This window comes from Rhodococcus sp. KBS0724 (assembly GCF_005938745.2).
Classification (GTDB): domain Bacteria; phylum Actinomycetota; class Actinomycetes; order Mycobacteriales; family Mycobacteriaceae; genus Rhodococcus_F.
This window is the reverse complement of the sequence record NZ_VCBX02000001.1, coordinates 4842091-4857598: the sequence shown is the minus strand read 5'-3', so window position 1 is coordinate 4857598 and position 15508 is coordinate 4842091. Positions and strand designations below refer to the sequence as shown.

The 15508-nt window shown below is 60.0% G+C and carries 15 protein-coding genes; 6 read left to right on the top strand and 9 right to left on the bottom strand.

Annotated features, from left to right (window positions below):
• Nucleotides 1–42: 42 nt before the first annotated feature.
• Together FFI94_RS22350 and FFI94_RS22345 are read left to right on the top strand one after the other, a co-directional pair.
• Entirely contained in the window at nucleotides 43–429 is a 387-nt protein-coding gene (locus FFI94_RS22350) for a DUF4229 domain-containing protein (protein WP_138869734.1), read from the top strand.
• Complete coding sequence (locus FFI94_RS22345; protein WP_138869733.1) at nucleotides 426–1529, top strand: PLP-dependent cysteine synthase family protein; 1104 nt, start codon at nucleotides 426–428, stop codon at nucleotides 1527–1529. Before FFI94_RS22350 ends, FFI94_RS22345 begins: the two co-directional genes overlap by 4 nt.
• Here the strand turns inward: FFI94_RS22345 and FFI94_RS22340 are convergent.
• Nucleotides 1495–2031, bottom strand: a complete 537-nt coding sequence (locus tag FFI94_RS22340; RefSeq protein WP_138869732.1) for a GNAT family N-acetyltransferase — start codon at nucleotides 2029–2031, stop codon at nucleotides 1495–1497. The two genes, FFI94_RS22345 and FFI94_RS22340, sit on opposite strands and share 35 nt — an antisense overlap.
• Before the next feature lie 511 nt (nucleotides 2032–2542).
• Between FFI94_RS22340 and FFI94_RS22335 the strand changes: the two genes are divergently transcribed.
• The 4 genes from FFI94_RS22335 to FFI94_RS22320 all read left to right on the top strand — a co-directional run bounded on the left by FFI94_RS22335 (nucleotide 2543) and on the right by FFI94_RS22320 (nucleotide 5861).
• Nucleotides 2543–3157 carry a tyrosine-type recombinase/integrase gene (locus tag FFI94_RS22335; protein ID WP_260684237.1) on the top strand — a complete coding sequence of 205 codons (615 nt, stop codon included), beginning with the start codon at nucleotides 2543–2545 and terminating at the stop codon, nucleotides 3155–3157.
• Nucleotides 3158–3298: 141 nt separating this feature from the next.
• Nucleotides 3299–4132 (top strand): replication protein, encoded by an 834-nt coding sequence (locus FFI94_RS22330; protein ID WP_138869730.1) that lies wholly within the window; start codon nucleotides 3299–3301, stop codon nucleotides 4130–4132.
• Nucleotides 4129–4848 (top strand): DUF2637 domain-containing protein, encoded by a 720-nt coding sequence (locus FFI94_RS22325; protein WP_138869729.1) that lies wholly within the window; start codon nucleotides 4129–4131, stop codon nucleotides 4846–4848. The genes FFI94_RS22330 and FFI94_RS22325 overlap by 4 nt, the downstream gene beginning before the upstream one ends.
• Before the next feature lie 59 nt (nucleotides 4849–4907).
• Nucleotides 4908–5861 carry a hypothetical protein gene (locus FFI94_RS22320; protein ID WP_138869728.1) on the top strand — a complete coding sequence of 318 codons (954 nt, stop codon included), beginning with the start codon at nucleotides 4908–4910 and terminating at the stop codon, nucleotides 5859–5861.
• A gap of 474 nt (nucleotides 5862–6335) precedes the next feature.
• Here the strand turns inward: FFI94_RS22320 and FFI94_RS22315 are convergent, their stop codons facing one another.
• The 8 genes from FFI94_RS22315 to FFI94_RS22280 form a co-directional block, all read right to left on the bottom strand.
• Nucleotides 6336–8570, bottom strand: coding sequence for a S8 family peptidase (locus tag FFI94_RS22315; protein ID WP_138869727.1), 2235 nt, complete (start codon nucleotides 8568–8570; stop codon nucleotides 6336–6338).
• On the bottom strand, nucleotides 8563–9459 hold the full coding sequence (locus FFI94_RS22310; protein WP_221937766.1) for an AAA family ATPase: 897 nt from the start codon (nucleotides 9457–9459) through the stop codon (nucleotides 8563–8565). The genes FFI94_RS22315 and FFI94_RS22310 overlap by 8 nt, the downstream gene beginning before the upstream one ends.
• 679 nt (nucleotides 9460–10138) lie before the next feature.
• Nucleotides 10139–11026 (bottom strand): hypothetical protein, encoded by an 888-nt coding sequence (locus FFI94_RS22305; RefSeq protein WP_138869725.1) that lies wholly within the window; start codon nucleotides 11024–11026, stop codon nucleotides 10139–10141.
• Entirely contained in the window at nucleotides 11026–12054 is a 1029-nt protein-coding gene (locus FFI94_RS22300; RefSeq protein ID WP_138869724.1) for a hypothetical protein, read from the bottom strand. Before FFI94_RS22300 ends, FFI94_RS22305 begins: the two co-directional genes overlap by 1 nt.
• Complete coding sequence (locus FFI94_RS22295; protein WP_138869723.1) at nucleotides 12038–12259, bottom strand: hypothetical protein; 222 nt, start codon at nucleotides 12257–12259, stop codon at nucleotides 12038–12040. The genes FFI94_RS22300 and FFI94_RS22295 overlap by 17 nt, the downstream gene beginning before the upstream one ends.
• The gene (locus FFI94_RS22290) at nucleotides 12256–14127 is read right to left on the bottom strand and encodes a hypothetical protein (RefSeq protein WP_138869722.1); all 1872 of its coding nucleotides are present in this window, start codon (nucleotides 14125–14127) and stop codon (nucleotides 12256–12258) included. Before FFI94_RS22290 ends, FFI94_RS22295 begins: the two co-directional genes overlap by 4 nt.
• Nucleotides 14124–15185, bottom strand: coding sequence for a hypothetical protein (locus tag FFI94_RS22285; protein WP_138869721.1), 1062 nt, complete (start codon nucleotides 15183–15185; stop codon nucleotides 14124–14126). The genes FFI94_RS22290 and FFI94_RS22285 overlap by 4 nt, the downstream gene beginning before the upstream one ends.
• A complete protein-coding gene (locus FFI94_RS22280; RefSeq protein ID WP_138869720.1) occupies nucleotides 15178–15507 on the bottom strand; it encodes a hypothetical protein in 330 nt (109 codons plus the stop codon). Before FFI94_RS22280 ends, FFI94_RS22285 begins: the two co-directional genes overlap by 8 nt.
• Nucleotide 15508: the final 1 nt, after the last annotated feature.

The window sequence follows — 15508 nt, the reverse complement described above, 5'->3', positions numbered from 1 at the left end:
GGGCCGATTATTTTAGCCGCTCGGAGTAGGTAACCTTGCAGTGTGAGTAAGTTGCCTGAAAGTCCGGAAAACCAGCCTTCTAAGCCTGACTTGACCAAGTCGGAGCCCGTTAACTCTGGGCAAGCAATTGCCTCTGGTGGGGTTGTCACGAAGGGGCAATTGGCGAGAGATGTCGTGCTCTACTCGGTTGCCCGACTCCTGCTGGTAGTCGTAATCGGTGCCATCATCATGTTCGGTGGAAAGGCCGTCGGTGCAGAGGTTCCCCTGCTCGTAGCTGCCCTGTTTGCCGTCTTGATCGCACTTCCGCTCTCGCTGCTGCTGTTTGCCCGGTTGCGTAAACGCGTCAATGTCGGCATTGCCGCAGTTGACGCTCAGCGCCGCGAAGACCGTGACGACTTGCGCGCCAAACTACGTGGTGACCAGCGGTGACGTCGGAGGTGGTCGACGTCTCGCGTCGTAGCGCGAGAAGTTGGGTCGACAACGCGGTCCGACTGATCGAAGCTGACGCTCAGCGCAGCGCAGACACCCACCTCCTGCGGTACCCGCTACCGAGCCACTGGCCCGTCCAGCTCTACCTCAAGGACGAGTCGACGCACATCACCGGCAGCCTCAAGCACCGTCTTGCGCGCTCGTTGTTCCTGTATTCCATCTGCAACGGTTGGGTTACCGAAAGCACGCCCGTTATCGAAGCTTCGTCCGGATCGACAGCCGTCAGTGAGGCGTACTTCGCGAAGTTGCTGGGACTCGAATTCGTGGCTGTTATGCCCGCTCACACCAGTCCCGCGAAGATCGCCCTGATCGAGGCGCACGGCGGACGTTGCCACTTCGTCACCGACCCGTCGTCTATCTACTCCGAATCCCAACGGCTCGCGCACGAGTTGGGCGGGCACTACATGGATCAGTTCACGCATGCCGAACGCGCGACGGATTGGCGCGGAAACAACAACATCGCGGCGTCGATCTTCACTCAACTCGAACGTGAGGAAAACCCGGTTCCTGAGTGGGTTGTCGTCGGCGCAGGCACCGGTGGAACGGGCGCGACCATCGGTCGTTTTCTTCGCTACGGCAAGTTCGACACCGGACTGTGCGTGGTCGATCCGGAGCACTCCGTGTTCTTCGACGCCTGGCGGGCCGGTGATCCGTCCGTCGTCGGTACCCGCGGGTCACGAATCGAAGGCATCGGCCGACCTCGCGTCGAACCGTCGTTTGTCGGTCAGGTCGTCGATCGGATGATCAAGGTGCCAGACGCCGGCTCCATTGCGGCCGCACGCCACGCCAGCGACGCGTTGGGACGCAAGGTCGGTGGCTCGACCGGAACGAACCTGTGGGGCTCATTTGCCTTGATCGCGGAGATGATGGCGGCAGGACGCAGCGGTAGTGTCGTCACCTTGCTCTGTGACGGTGGGGAACGCTATTCGGGGACGTACTACAACGACGAGTGGGTTGCGTCCGAAGGTATGTCACTCGAGACTCCGACAGCGGTGCTCGACGAGTTCATCCGATCCGGGACGTGGGTGGCGGACGCCTGAGTGTGGGCCGGCTCATCGCGACCCTGGGCCATGAATCCAGTCCGGCCGCTTGTTCGTGCGAGCGGATCCGGACGAGATCAGGGGAGAGCCTGCTCTCGGGGATGCGCTCGAAGCCGAGTCGCTCGTAGTACGGCGCGTTCCAGGGAACGTCGACAAACGTAGTCAGGCTCACCAGATCGTGATGATGTGTCATAGCCCAGTCGGTGACGGAGTCGATCAACTGTGCCCCGAAGCCTTTGTGTGAGTGCTCGGGGTGGACGGAAACCTGCTCGATGTGAACGCCGACGTCGATGATGTCGACAAGGGCATACGCGACAAGGGTGCTGTGGGCGTCGGTCATCACCCAGATGTGATCGTCACCGAGGTACTTCGCGAGCTCTTCCAGAGTCGGTGGGGGATCGTCGGCAACGGCGTCCATTCCGATGTCTCGGAAGGGCGCACCCGCGGCTGTTTCGATCAGTTGCAGAGCTGGTAGGTCAGTGGGGACGGCCAAGCGGATCACGGAAACCGTTGTACCTCGAGCGCTGAGTTTTTCCCACCGAGACTGTCGTGAGACCCAAACCTACGGAACCAAAGGTGCGCCGTAGTCTTGCCGATCGGCAGCCGAAAAGCTCAGGGCCGAGGTCCACATCGCTACTCTGCGAGAAGAATGTCCGGCAGCCGAAGTCTGGTTCATGACGAAAGTCCTTAACATTGCGAATAACGTTTATTTCGCAGATGGGTCTGACGTACAACAGGCGATGACCACCGAACACATTTCACAGCATCTCGACAACCTTCGACTTCATAATTCGAGCCCCACGACAATTCGGCATCGCCTGGATAATCTGCAACGCATCCAGGCAAAGCTCGGAAAGCCTCTGGTCGAAGCGACTTCCGAGGATCTCGTAACATGGCAGACAACTTTGCGGATTTCGCCGTCGAGTATCGCCACTTACACCGCGCATATTCGATCCTTTTACCGCTGGGCGCTGTTGAATGGGTTAGTCGAAATCGACCCGACGATTCACCTCGTGACGCCGAAACTAAAGCGTCGCATGCCGCGGCCGATCCCCGAAAAGGATCTGTCTGCAGCATTAACTACCGCCCGCTATGACCACCAGCTCTTCTGCGCGTTTTTGCTCGCCGGTTACTGCGGTCTCCGGTGTGGCGAGATCACGCGCATTTCGCGCAGTGATGTGCGCGAAGACGAGAACGGCAAGGGCGCTTACCTCGTAGTTCACGGCAAGGGTGGACATGAGCGCATCATTCGCATCGCGCCCGACATTTATGCGGAAGTGCGCGCACTCATGTATCGCACAGGATTCCTGTTTGTATCTAAGAACGGTCGCGCCTACACACCAAATCGACTGACCCAGATCACATCTGCGCACCTGAAGGCAATCGGATTGCCGTACACGCTCCATACGCTTCGACATCGTTTCGCCACACGCTTGGCTGACCTCGGCGCCGACGTGCGCGACGTTCAGGCTGCGCTCGGTCATGCGCACCTGTCGACGACAACGCTGTACCTCGCATCGAATACTCGACGGTCCACCATGTCGGTCGACAAGCTTGGGCGTGGATTTGCAGCAATGGCCAAGCGGCAGGCAGCTGCGCGGCGTAACAACCGTGACGACGACCAATAAGGTCCCGAATCCCAATTGATACGTAAGTGCTGAAGGTCCCCACCCTCACCCGCGGGTGGGGACGCATCGAATCAAACAAAAAGGCCCACCGAGAGCTAGAGACTCCCAGCGGGCCGGTGTCCGACTATCAAGGAGTCGAACGTGAACAATCATATCCCCACCCGCCCACAAGGCGGGATCCGTCGCGGACCGCGACAAGTCGATCAATTCACCATCATCACCAATGCCGTCGTCAACGATCGACGTCTCAGCTTCCGCGCCCGCGGTGTTCTGATCTACCTCTTGTCTAAGCCTGCCGATTGGCGCACGCGCTCGGAGTCGATCGCCGCACAGTCTGACAAGGATGGCCGTGACGCTGTCCGGTCCGCGATGCGTGAGATGGAAGCTTTTGGATACCTCGTGCGTAACCGTGTCCAGGACGATCTTGGTCGCTGGCACATGATCCAAACCATCTTCGAGAATCCGCTTGATACTCCGGGGCCTGATAAATCGTCTACCGGGGGGACCGACGTCGAAGAGTCCGTCGCTTTACCAAGGATTGATCTCCAAAGGACTGAGACCAACCAACCGTCGCGCAAAGCGGATCCGAAATCGGTGGTGGTGAATTCTCCGAAGATCGCCAAACCGAACAGCGAGCAACTGGAGTGCGTCGACGAGTTGGCCGCAGCGAGCCAGAAGGCCGGACTGACGGCGACCTGGCGCCACCTGAAGCCGCACAACATCACGGCAATCGCCGCGCACGTCGAGACTCATGGCGTCCCTGCTCTGGTTGCTCACGTCAAGGCGCTGCACAATCCGATCAACCCGACCAGGTTCGCGTCCGGATGGATCCCGATGTGGGACGAGATGCCGCGTGTCGTTGCTCCGTTGTCGTGGACGTCCTGCGGTCACTGCGGACCAACCGGCTGGCTCAATGATGATCCATCCCTTGGCCGCTGCCAGTGCTGGACCCGCACGCACGGAGCGAACCAATGAACATGAAGGTGACCCGGTTCGACGCGGCCCTGACATATGCCCTCGCCGCGCTCGGGCTGTGGATCAGCTACACCGCACTCGCCGATCTCGCGTCGCGCGCAGGGATCGGACAGGCGCAGGCCGCAGCGTGGCCACTCGTCGTCGACGGGCTTATCCTCGCCGCGACGCGCGCAGTCGTAACCTTCGGCGCGCACGACGCACGCAAGTACGCCTGGACATTGCTCGGGTGCGCCGCAGCGATGAGCATCGCCGGAAATGTCGCACACGCCTTGCTTCCCGCCGGACCCGTTCACCCCGCCATCGCAGCCGTCGTCGCAGTCGTGCCACCCGTCGCCGCACTCGCCATGACGCACCTCGCCGTCGTCCGCGCCAGGGTGCGACAAGACGCGGATCAAGCCGTCGCATTGCATGCGTCACCACAAGTAGACGCTGCGCCAAGCGATAACGCACCGCTGGCCGAAGATCGCTCACTGGATGCTGATGACGCGCCGGAACCCGATCGCGTCGCGCAACTCGTCTCGGTCGATGTGCCAGCCGTCGAAGCTGCTGACGCACCCGTCGCACAGGTGGCCGGCGACGCGCGCCAGCTTGCGCTCGACCTCCTCGCCGCCGGCGGTCTCAGCGGCCGCGACATCGCAAAGCAGGTCGGAGTCAGCGAAGCTACGGTACGGCGATGGCGCGACAAAGCAGCTGCCAGCGAACTACCGGCAGCCTGATGCGCATTGAAACCGACCGAGTTAACTGTTACGAACCTTCCGTCTGGTTTGATCCATGCATGAAAAAGACGACAGTCGCAGCCGCGAGCATCGCCATAGCAATGCTCGCGGGTTGCGGCGAGACAGGCAATCAACCGTCATCGGCAGATGCAGTAGTGCCCTCGTCCGAGAGCGCCAAGGCGACATCATTCGGAGACAGGATCGACTACAAGGACGATGCCGGCGCGACTCTAGGATCGATTGTCTTCCGTGAAGTCGCTGCGATTCCCCAGGCCTGCGTAAGCGAATTCGACGCTGAAACCAACGGGCCAGGGCAACTGCTCGGCATCAAAGTTGAACTCCATGCCGGAACGAGAGACATGGTGGCACCGGACTCGTCGACCTTGAGAATCAACGACGAAGGCGGATTCACGCAAGCACTCGATTCCGGGGATCATTCTTGTCGCGACGCATATCCCGAAGCAGTCACCGCCCTGGTCGGAGGAAAATCGCAAGGCTGGATCACAGTAGCCAACCGATTCCCAAACCCTCAGGCATTCGTACACGAGCCACTGTTCCTCACCCTCGACAATCAGGGCGCATTCGAGGTCACGCAATCAACACCCGCCAGTAGCACGATCGCGATGCCAGCTGTCACCGTTCCAACGAACACTCCTGTGGTGACAACCACGAGCGCACCCCCTGTAGCCCCCTCGGTCGAGCCAGAACCCGAACCGGTGACACCGAAAGTCATCGTCAAATGTGACTACCCCATCTACGAAAACACCCTGTACTCCGACGGAACTCGTGGCCAGACCGACTACTGCGCATCCCAATTGCAGGCCTCGGCCGACGCTGAAAGCGCAGCGAACACAGCCACCTGTGACGGCACTATCTGCACCTACCCGAACGGTGCTACACGCCCGGACGAGAACGCACCCAAAACGCCATCACCGTGGGTTCAATCGCAGATCGACTGGTGGGCCTGCAAGGACGCTGGCAACACTGATGAGTACTGCCGCGCCAACACCTGACAGAACCTCTCCGGTAGATATGCTACGAGTTGACTTTGTGATCTACCGACTGCTCCATCGATCCGTCTGCGGCATAGCTCCCGCGCACTGCGGCGTCCGAACAGTCTCGCCGCAGGCTTTGCAGTAGTGGGTCCGATGCCCGCCATTCTCCGCCTGGACGCATCCACAGACTTCCCATCCGACCAAGCACGAGTTGGCCGTGAATGGGTGTCCGTTGGGGCAGCAAATGGGGGATTGTTCGACGGTCGACACACTCGAATGTTCGCACATACGTTCGATTAATGCTATCGTTGACCATGCGGGGTCCGGAGGGTAAGGGAAGACTAGCCGGGCCCCGCGATCGACCTGACCGATACTCGCATGCGAGGTTGGTATGCCAACCAAGCCGCGACAAACCCCGCCGATCCGTGAGGATCGGCGGGGTTAGTCGTAGTCGATGTGCTGCTAATCCGTAAGGTTTAGTTACGCAACACTTTACGGTGTCCCAGTTGTGATTGGGATCGATATTGTAGGGCTGAGGACTTCTAGCTGTGTGGCGTAGGTGCGGACAACTCGGTCATACAGGTCAGGAGTTTTCGCGGATTCCAGCGAGATCACTAAGGCATAGCTCAGTTCTTCGGTCGCTCGACTCTGAGAGCCGCCCTCGCGAGCATTGTAGTGAATGTCAAATACCGAGCGATGCAGTGTTTTCGACTGAAATCTCTGGCTGCGATGCAGTGTTGTTTCCCATTTGTGAGCGTCGATACGTAGTTCATCCTCGTGCATATAGTCACTTCGTTTGAAGAAGGACTTCGTACTCGGATTGGCTGCGTCAGGATTATCGAACTTTTCGAGGTGAGGACGAAATACGACTTCCAATCCTGCCTGGGTATAGTTTCCGGGGTCCTGAGGGTCTACCGGCGCAAAGAAACAGAACGTGGCGCGCACAGTGATCATGCCATCGAGGTCGCCTTCGGGCAGTGGAAGTGCGGCTCGCGTCCAACCTCCTGGCCGTATCTTTCCTTGGTACACGACCCGCGCAGTCCCATCGGGGCAGATAACAAGCTCGTCCAGGGTAGACGGAATTCGACCCCAACCCACTTCATTTCTGGCGAGCTCTGATCGACTCGAACTTGCATTGATGAGAAGCGCCTTTAACGCAACCGGAGTTAAGTGATTGCCGAAGTGGGCGCGAACTCCTGCGGCAAGTCGAATTGTTGCTGGAGTGGCAAAGCTTGTGCCCGCAGTGTGTCGAAGTGCCGGAGCGTCTGTTCCATAGACGTAGAAGGGTTCTTTTTCCCCGCCGCCGAAACTGAGCACATCAGGCTTGATCAAACCTGGGGAACGCCCTGGGCCGACTGAGCTATAAGCCGCTCGCCGCCAGTCCGCTGTAGAGCTATCGGCAGCACCTATTCCTAGGCTATTGACGCAATCACTCGGGACCTGAACGCGAGCATTACCTGAAGCTCGATCCATTTCGCCAGTATTGCCTACTGCAACCGCCGCAAGTACCGCACCGCTTGACCACATTTCGTCGAGCTTCGCAGTCCAGACATGGACTTCATCGTCCTCGATCGGTAGAGCCGGGCCGATACTCATACTTACGAACTCGTAAGGGCGCTGCTCGAGAATATTTACGATTCGCTCAAGTACATCGAAAAGTTCGAGAGGGTCGGAGTGTGAGTTATCGTCCAAAACCCTGTGGTGATGAACTCGTGTGAATGGACGTTCTGCTGGACGTCCAGGTGTCAGTGAACCAAACAGAAGCGCCGAAGTGACATTGTGCCCATGGTCGAGGTAAACATCATCGGCCAGACCAATTCCTATGGGGTCGTGTGCGTCTGCCCACCTGTCCAGGTCGGACGGAGCCAGACCTCCATCGAAGACAGCGATGGTTACGTTCGGATCGACAGCGTCGGCATCCGGAAGCGCCGAAGGAGGGACATTGGTCGCAGGCGTCGATCGTTCAATCGGGCTGAGTGAACGGAGTCGGGGCAACGGCCGTGCAGTCCTCAGGAACGAGAATTTCGAAAGCTCCGAGGCACCTGACGAATCAGTGCCAACTGGCATGAAGCAAAGCCCACCAGCAAATACTCGACGATCTGCCAAGGCTGTTACGCCAATCGAGTCGGCATACTCCACGAAGCCTTCAAGGATGTAACTTGAGCTACCGGACGACGTCGCATGCAGCACGATCTCATAGAAATCGGCGGGTTCTTCGGACTCGATTCCAACCTTCAGTCGCTCTGAAACCGTGGCCGCACGGATTGTTTCGATTTGAGTAATCTCGGCGGAGCTCGCTGAGAGTTGCCCTGAATTTAGGATCTGGGCCCAATCGCGGAACGCGGAGCGTTCGCCAGCAACAAACAAGTCCGTCGACGGTCGAGGTTCGGGATCACCCTTGCGGGTCCACTTCGAGGGAGTTATCTCGACAGGCTTGCTGCCAACTGCTCTCAAACCAGTCGAATTCAATAGCTGCTGCGGATAATAAGACTTGGCGATCCACTCTGGATGAAGAGTAATCACCCCGACAACTTCGTCACGTGGTCGCGCAAGATCAGGCAATGAGTCGAAAGCTGCGACTGCTGCACTGGCCATCGGAGCGAGGCGTACGAATGCCTCTTCGATTGTGTAGGCATCAGCCTTAATCAGCTGACTAGGCGGCGCGTTTATCGGTTTGACGAGTCGCTCGCCGTACCCAAGGATGAAATTCCTATTCGAACTAGCCATTTTCAGTTCCTTCACCCTCACGCACGCTCTTTGCGTACGACCTAATCGTGTCTCTGCTTACACCAGTGATTTCACTAGCGCGTCGCTGCGAAATGGACTTCTGCTGAGAGAGAGTAACGGCAAGCCTTCGGCGCTCGTGCGCAGGCAGGTCTTCTACGTGTCGCTGAACGAACGCCAGCAGTTCCTCACTCAATTCACTTTGAGTGATTGCAGACTTCCTGCGAGCCGCGTTTATGACACGCTCGACATCACTGAAGGAAGCGCCGTCCATAGCGATTGCCAGGGAATCAACGAGGCTACGCTCAATAGTGCTCGGCAAGAGAAAACGCTCGATCGCCGATACTAGCTCGACCTGCCCGGGCAAGCCGAATGGAATCACATGATCGAATCTTCTCCAAATTGCCGGATCGAGCAGTTCGGCATGGTTCGTTGCCGCTAATAACAAAGAAGTCGTCGGCCAATCATCGATCTCTTGAATCAGGACTGTGACAAGCCTTTTGAGCTCTCCAACCTCTGTAGAATCGTTTCGTTTCTTGGCAACTGCGTCGAGTTCGTCTAGCAAAAGCACGCTTGGTTGCTGCTTGGCGTAATCAAGAACACGCCGTAGGTTCGAGCCCGTGCGGCCCAACATGCTGCTCATTACCGCGCTGAGGTCAAGTACCAGAAGCGGCAGGTCAAGTTCGGCGGCCAGCCAACGTGCGGACAACGTCTTGCCAACTCCAGGCGGCCCTGTGAAAAGTGCAGTCCTGCTTGGCAACAGACCTGCTTCCTCCAACCGATCAGCTCCTCTCCTCTCATCACGGAGTTGAACCAATCCATCCATTGCGGCCGCTTGCAATATCGGCGCAAATTGCGGTGCGCCGGTCATATCCGAACGTAACAGTGTCATTCGCGAATCGACGTCGACGGGTGCCGGCGATGTCGCGGAGCGTAGGGGAGCGCCTGCCACCGCTCCTGATCGGAGAAGGTCCCGGAGTGAATCTGCCACCTCTGAGTCTGTGGGTCTGTAACGGCGAACGAGGCGTTGAATGTAGGCTTCAACATCCTGCGGACGTCCGGCTAGAGCCAAGCGCGCAAGCTGGACTAAATCAGTTCTGATTTGCTCACTAGTATTCCGAGGTGACGATTCTATGGTGCGAGACATGGGGAAACTCTACATTCAAGTGGACGATTTTCTCTAGTTGTGAGTCAATTCTAGTCCACTCACCGCAAAAGGCCTTGTCGCAGGGGGTGGATAGGACACGCGCCGCGGCGTCGGCGCCTGCCTCGGTCGCTCGTCAGTTGCGCCGACCCATCCAGCGGGGCCTGTCTATGTCCGAGGCATCAGGTCCGCTTTCTGGCTACTTATTTCGTCAGTGGCGGGAGGGTTCGACCCGATCCCATCGGTTGCCGCGGCGATATCGGACGCGAGGTTCGCCACAGATTGCCTGCCTACCAACTGTCGCTCGCCGGGTGTGCCCTCGAACGGCGCACCGTGACCACCGCCTGCACCGGTGAGCTCCTCCCTCACTTCAATGCACAAAGGCCCCACCCTCACTAGGAGAGTGGGGCGTTTGTGCGGTAGGTATTCAGGTGGATTTATAGACGGTGGTGAGGACTCCGCCAATCAAGGTGCGGCCTTCTTTGATGACTTGCCCTCCATGGCGTAGTTTCTTCATCTCGGCGAGTGTTGCGGGGACGGGCCGGGCGTCGATCTCGGATCCGGTGTTCGGACCGTACAGTCCGTCGAGGTCGTGACCCTTCCCTGCGAGTTGGGTGACCTCGGTGACGAAGCCTTGCCCGGAATACCAGGCGGCACCGGCATTCGATGCTGCGATCGCGTTGAATCCATCGGACGAACCGGTGCCGTCGTCGAGGGCACCGGCAACCCATCTGCAATGCCACGCCGCCTTGAATGCTGGGTTGTACGGTGCGAATGTCGACGCGGGCGCTTGCCCGCCAGCAAAGCAGATGAAGCCGCCGCCGACGATGCCGAGGTCGACACCAAAGTGAGGCAACAGATACCGGGTAATGAACTGGCTTCCGCCGGAATACCCGGAGAGCCAGATCCGTTTCTTGTCGATCTTGTACCGGCCCAGGATGTACGCGATCAGATCCTTCGCGTACCTCGGGTTTTCCTCTTTGCCGTACCACGCCCACCACGTGAATCGGCCGACCGCATCATCCGGGGTGAGCGGAACGAGCAGGATCATGTTGCGGGCTTTCGCCTGCGCGATCATCCCGTTTACTCCGCCGAGCATCCACGCGTTGGTTGGGTTGTTGTACTCGAACGCGCCGTCGCCGTGGAAGTGGACGAGCAGCCCGACTGGTTTCGTCCAGTCGAGTCCGGCCGCGTACAGGTGATATTTCGAGCCGTACCCGTTGGACGCGCTGTAACTGACGCCCGTCACATCGGTCAGCGCGCCACCCGACCCCGTTGTGTTCGCCGGCACTACCGCCATGCTCCGAATTGGCATTATTCCGCCATCAGATAGAGCACACCCGCGACAGGCGACGCGGGCCACGATGCGACAACCTGAATTTTCGTGTCCAACTGGTTTTTCGTCACAGCGTCCCCACCCTCTACCGCCGCACCAACCCGCAAACGGCCATCGTCGTACCTCTGCGCGATCTGCCACGCATTCGCGACCGCCGAATAGTCGAGAAGCTGATCGACAACCACACCTCCGGAATCCGCTGTGCCGTAAAGCTTCCAGGCCGTAACGCCGCGTGCCACCCTCGCTGCGATCGCCGCATCAAGACCTGTCACCTGCGCGGTCGTATGCGAGTGAACGGTCGGCGCAGCACCCGAAACATCCGCAACTGACAACGTGACAGCACCGTTGCGGCCCGCCACCGACGACACCGGAGATGCCGGATAGGTGCGTTCACGCCAATTCGCCAACGTGGTTGGCGGTTCGGCGATCAGTTGCCAATCGGTGCCGCGATCGGTGCGAGTGCACCAATCGCCGCGCTGTCCGGCCAGTGCGAGCATCGCAGATTGTGTCGCAACCGCGCCCAGGAACTCGGTGACAGCGATCGCGGGGAGCTGCGCCTGCGGGATGAGCCCGCCGACCAGATCCGCTTTCGTCGTGAGCGCGGCAGGTTGCACCGCACTGTCGGCCTTGTCGATCGACGCCTGCAACGCCGTCGCCAGTTTCGGTTTCGTGACCGCAGTGTCCGCGATCTTCGCTGTAGCAACTGCATTCGTCGCCAACTTGGAAGACGGAACGGAACTGTCGACCAGCTTCTGCCCACCGTTGATCGTGCCATCGGCAACCTTGGTGCCAGTGACCGCCAGATCGGCGATCTTCGTAGTGACCACACTGGAATTGGTCGGCGTGCGTTCATTCGACAGACGAGGGTCATCGTCCTGGATTGCACTGTCGAGTCTGGCGTCATGGTCCTGCACGGCCTTGTGCAGGACCATGTGGTGCGAGTTGTGGCCCTCGTCTTTGTCTTTCACGACCAGTGGCAGGTTCGCGATGTCATCCCGCAGCGTCATCGTTGTCTCCGATCTGTTCCGGGACTGGGAGTGGAACTGCCATCTCCATTCGGCAGCCGACGGCACTGACGAGCGCGCCGGTCGCCTTGTCTCGGGCTTCGAGTGTGAGCCAGTCCCGGTCCGGGTCGTACCAGGTGGTGAATGCGACGTCGGGGCGGGACGGGATCTCGTAGTCGGCTTTGAATTGCGTGTAGTCGTCGCTCATACCGTCAGGTCCCTCAACTTCCATTCCTTGACCGGCGCAGAGATGTACTGCCCGTTAGTCGGGAGCAGGTTGCCGTGTGAGTAGCAGTAGACGGAGATTCCGCCGTACTTGTCGTTGCGGTTTGTGGCGTACTGCGGGTTGGTCTCGGAGTCTGACCACGACAGCACATTGTGTACGTCGGGGGTTTCCCCGTTCTTGTAGAGCACGTACGTCCCGGCGACCCCGGTGGCGTGTAGATACCAGGTGTTGTTGCCGGTCCCGGCGGTGTGCGGGACTTCGGCGAGTAACAAGCCGCCGATCGCTGCCGGATCGGACGTGTTGCGAGGATTCGCGGCGTTGAAGCCGCGGATTTCCACTCTGTTCGGGTAGATCATCACGGCCACACCCCGAGTGAGGTCTGTATTACCGCGCGACCAGACCATCGTGGTGTACGGCTTGCTGCTGATGGACGAGTTGCCGCTGTAATCCGACCAGGACCCGAGCTGGATCGAGGTGCCCTGCGAGCGGGTGACGGTCGGTTTCGTGTACGCGGCGGTGGAGTAGTTTTCCCGCGACTTGAATGCGCCGTAGTCGACTTGCTTGGACTGCGCAGCGAAGCCCCGGATCACGATACCGACACCGAAGACGGACCAGTCCACCCCGAGAGCGTCCGCATTCGTCCGGTCGAACAAATCGGACCAGGACTCGAGCACGAGCGAGGTCTTCTGGCCGAGGGCCGCCCACGGCACGATGGTCGTCGCGGTGTCCAACGCGCCCTTGGCGAAGGACGCCGAGAGCGCCCCACCGGACGCGCTGTTCGTCATCGACGCCTTCGCTGGATTGAACCCGGAAATCGGCGGCAACCCGGCCGCATTCTTGTAGAACAACGGCCGGATCACACCGCTGCCCTGCACCAGGGCAACCACGTGCCAGTCGCCGGGTTCGGCGGCGAGGTCCGGGAACTCGACCGAGGCATCCCCGGAGGCAGGCAGGGTGGCAGCGACGTTGCCGCTAGCCCACTTCCGGGTGATGTTCCCGTTCTCCAACCCGTTGGCGTCGGTGTCCATCTTGTAGACCGCGGCATAAAACGCTGCGGCGGTGCCGGAGGGTTTCGGTCCGACCGCGAAGCTGAGGGTGTTGTAGATGCGTCGACGCGTGGTGTTGATGTAGATGAAGTCGATGCGGTTGACGGTCGGGGTATAGAGCGGGTCCACCCACGTGAGAGTCGCATTGTGCTTGTGCGTGTGAGGACCGAACTCGGCAGCAAACTCGTTCGAGGTGTCCGCATTGACGATCGACGGAATCTTGATCAGGTCCGCGCGCGGGAACGCTACGTCGTCGACCGGGTTCAACGAGTACCAGCCGGGAACGTCGGTTGGGATGTCCGCGAACTCGATCTTCGTGGCGAGGGTCGAGTTCAGGTTGTCGATCCTCGCATCAGCAGCGATCGCCAAGCCCTCGGACACTGCAGCCAGGGTGGAGGCGTCAAATGCTTTTTGGGTAGCGGCAGCAGCTTCCGCCTCGGTCAGGATCAGACGGCCCTGCTGGTCGATGATCTGCGACTGCTGTGCCTCGGCAGTGCTGTCGGTGGATCCACGCCAGTTGATCAGGTTGTGCCACCAGTCTTTGACGCCCTGAATGAGGTTATTGATCGGGGTGATGACGAAGCCGTTGAAGATGTCGATGATCTGACCGACGATGCGTTCGAGGGTTTCGAGTCCGTCCTCGACGAACTCCAGTGCAGCGCCGAACAATCCCTCGATCCACCCGCCGCCGAGCCACTCGCCGATCTGAGCGGCCCGGCGGGACATGACGTCAGCGGACTCGTCGGCAGTGAGATCGATCTGAGGTGGCGTCTGCGGCGCGAATACCTCCTCGTAGATACTCATGCCGCACTGACCAACTGAATCCGCAACTGCGCGAAGTCCTTCCGCACAGCCCACCCGAGCAGGAACCCTGACCGAAGTACCGCAACGCAATACAACGTGACCGGTGTTCCCGGCGGGATGACACCGACAGTGGATCCCGGCTGATACGCGGTATCGGAGTGTGCACGGAACATCACTTCACGCCACCCTTCACCGTCTTGGCCCTTGCCGAGCCCCACGAGCGTTCCGGTGGTCGGGTTTTCGATCCGGATCTCGACGTCGACCTGATGACCGACCTTGTTCTGCACGTCGACACCGCCGGTGAAGTTGAACCGATACGGATAGGGCTTCGCCGGAATCGGGACCGACACCAACTGATGTCGCTGATCCGACGACGACTTGGACGCGTTCGGGAACGAGGCCGGCGGGACAACGTACTCCTCGAGGACGGAGATCGGCTGCACAGGATGAAACTTCCCGTCTGCACCCATCGCGATGACCTGGCCGACGGTGGCGGGTGTGCCGCCGTCGGAGTAGTCCGTCGAGGCCGCGATCGCAGCTGCAGGCCCGATCTCGCCCTGCTCCCCGGGCACAGCTGGAATGCCGATCGACAGGGTCTGATTCGGCGCGGTACCGGTGATGTCGATCGTCGGAACCGCACCTTCGGGCAGCATCTCGATGGTGCCCGGGGAGAGCTTGTTCGCCGGACCTACACCGCCGGGTGGCCCTTCGCTGCCGATCCAGTTCTGGTGCGTCTGGAAGCCTTGCGACGTCCAAAACTTGACCGTGTTCTCGCCTGCGACCCGCCAGCCCTTGCCGTAGTCGGCACTGGTCAGCGTTCCCGGCTGCGGAATGTTCGCCGCAGCCGGGACAACGAAGATCTGCAACGCAGGACCACGATCACCCGTGTCGCCCTTGTACGCCGGCAACCCGAGTACTCCTTCGGCGCCGCCGTCCTGGCGCCGACGGATCTGGAAGAACGCTTCGGTCTGCGGCGGCTGCCCGGGCAGTTGCGCCATCCCGAACACTTCCACCTCGGCAATGAACCGCTCGATCGGATCGCCGTATTCGTTAGCCACGATCAACCTCCACGTTCTTCGCCTTGCCGTTCTCGACGACGACAGCGACCCGCGCCTTCTCCGGAACTACTCGCAGTCCCTGCTTCCACCACTGCGTCGCGATCCGAGCCACCGGACCGGTGAACACGATGTCCACCTCCGGGAACGGACGCTGCTCCGGAACGTAGATGCGGGCGATCAGCGCGGCGAGGTGTTTGATCTCCTCCTGCTCGGCCGGCGTCAGCGTCTCGTCGAACCCGAACGGGTTCTGCAGGCGTCCCTCCATCTCCTCGCGGAGCAGCGCAGTCCGGCGTTGCTTGTAGCGGCGGTTCGGCTGGCTCATA

Bases quoted from the DNA above. Each gene is read 5' to 3' on its own strand.
- FFI94_RS22280 (WP_138869720.1), bottom strand. From the start codon at position 15,507: ATGAGCCAGCCGAACCGCCGCTACAAGCAACGCCGGACTGCGCTGCTC.
- FFI94_RS22320 (WP_138869728.1), top strand. From the start codon at position 4,908: ATGAAAAAGACGACAGTCGCAGCCGCGAGCATCGCCATAGCAATGCTC.
- FFI94_RS22305 (WP_138869725.1), bottom strand. From the start codon at position 11,026: ATGCCAATTCGGAGCATGGCGGTAGTGCCGGCGAACACAACGGGGTCG.
- FFI94_RS22295 (WP_138869723.1), bottom strand. From the start codon at position 12,259: ATGAGCGACGACTACACGCAATTCAAAGCCGACTACGAGATCCCGTCC.
- FFI94_RS22300 (WP_138869724.1), bottom strand. From the start codon at position 12,054: ATGACGCTGCGGGATGACATCGCGAACCTGCCACTGGTCGTGAAAGAC.
- FFI94_RS22315 (WP_138869727.1), bottom strand. From the start codon at position 8,570: ATGGCTAGTTCGAATAGGAATTTCATCCTTGGGTACGGCGAGCGACTC.
- FFI94_RS22290 (WP_138869722.1), bottom strand. From the start codon at position 14,127: ATGAGTATCTACGAGGAGGTATTCGCGCCGCAGACGCCACCTCAGATC.
- FFI94_RS22325 (WP_138869729.1), top strand. From the start codon at position 4,129: ATGAACATGAAGGTGACCCGGTTCGACGCGGCCCTGACATATGCCCTC.
- FFI94_RS22310 (WP_221937766.1), bottom strand. From the start codon at position 9,459: ATGACACTGTTACGTTCGGATATGACCGGCGCACCGCAATTTGCGCCG.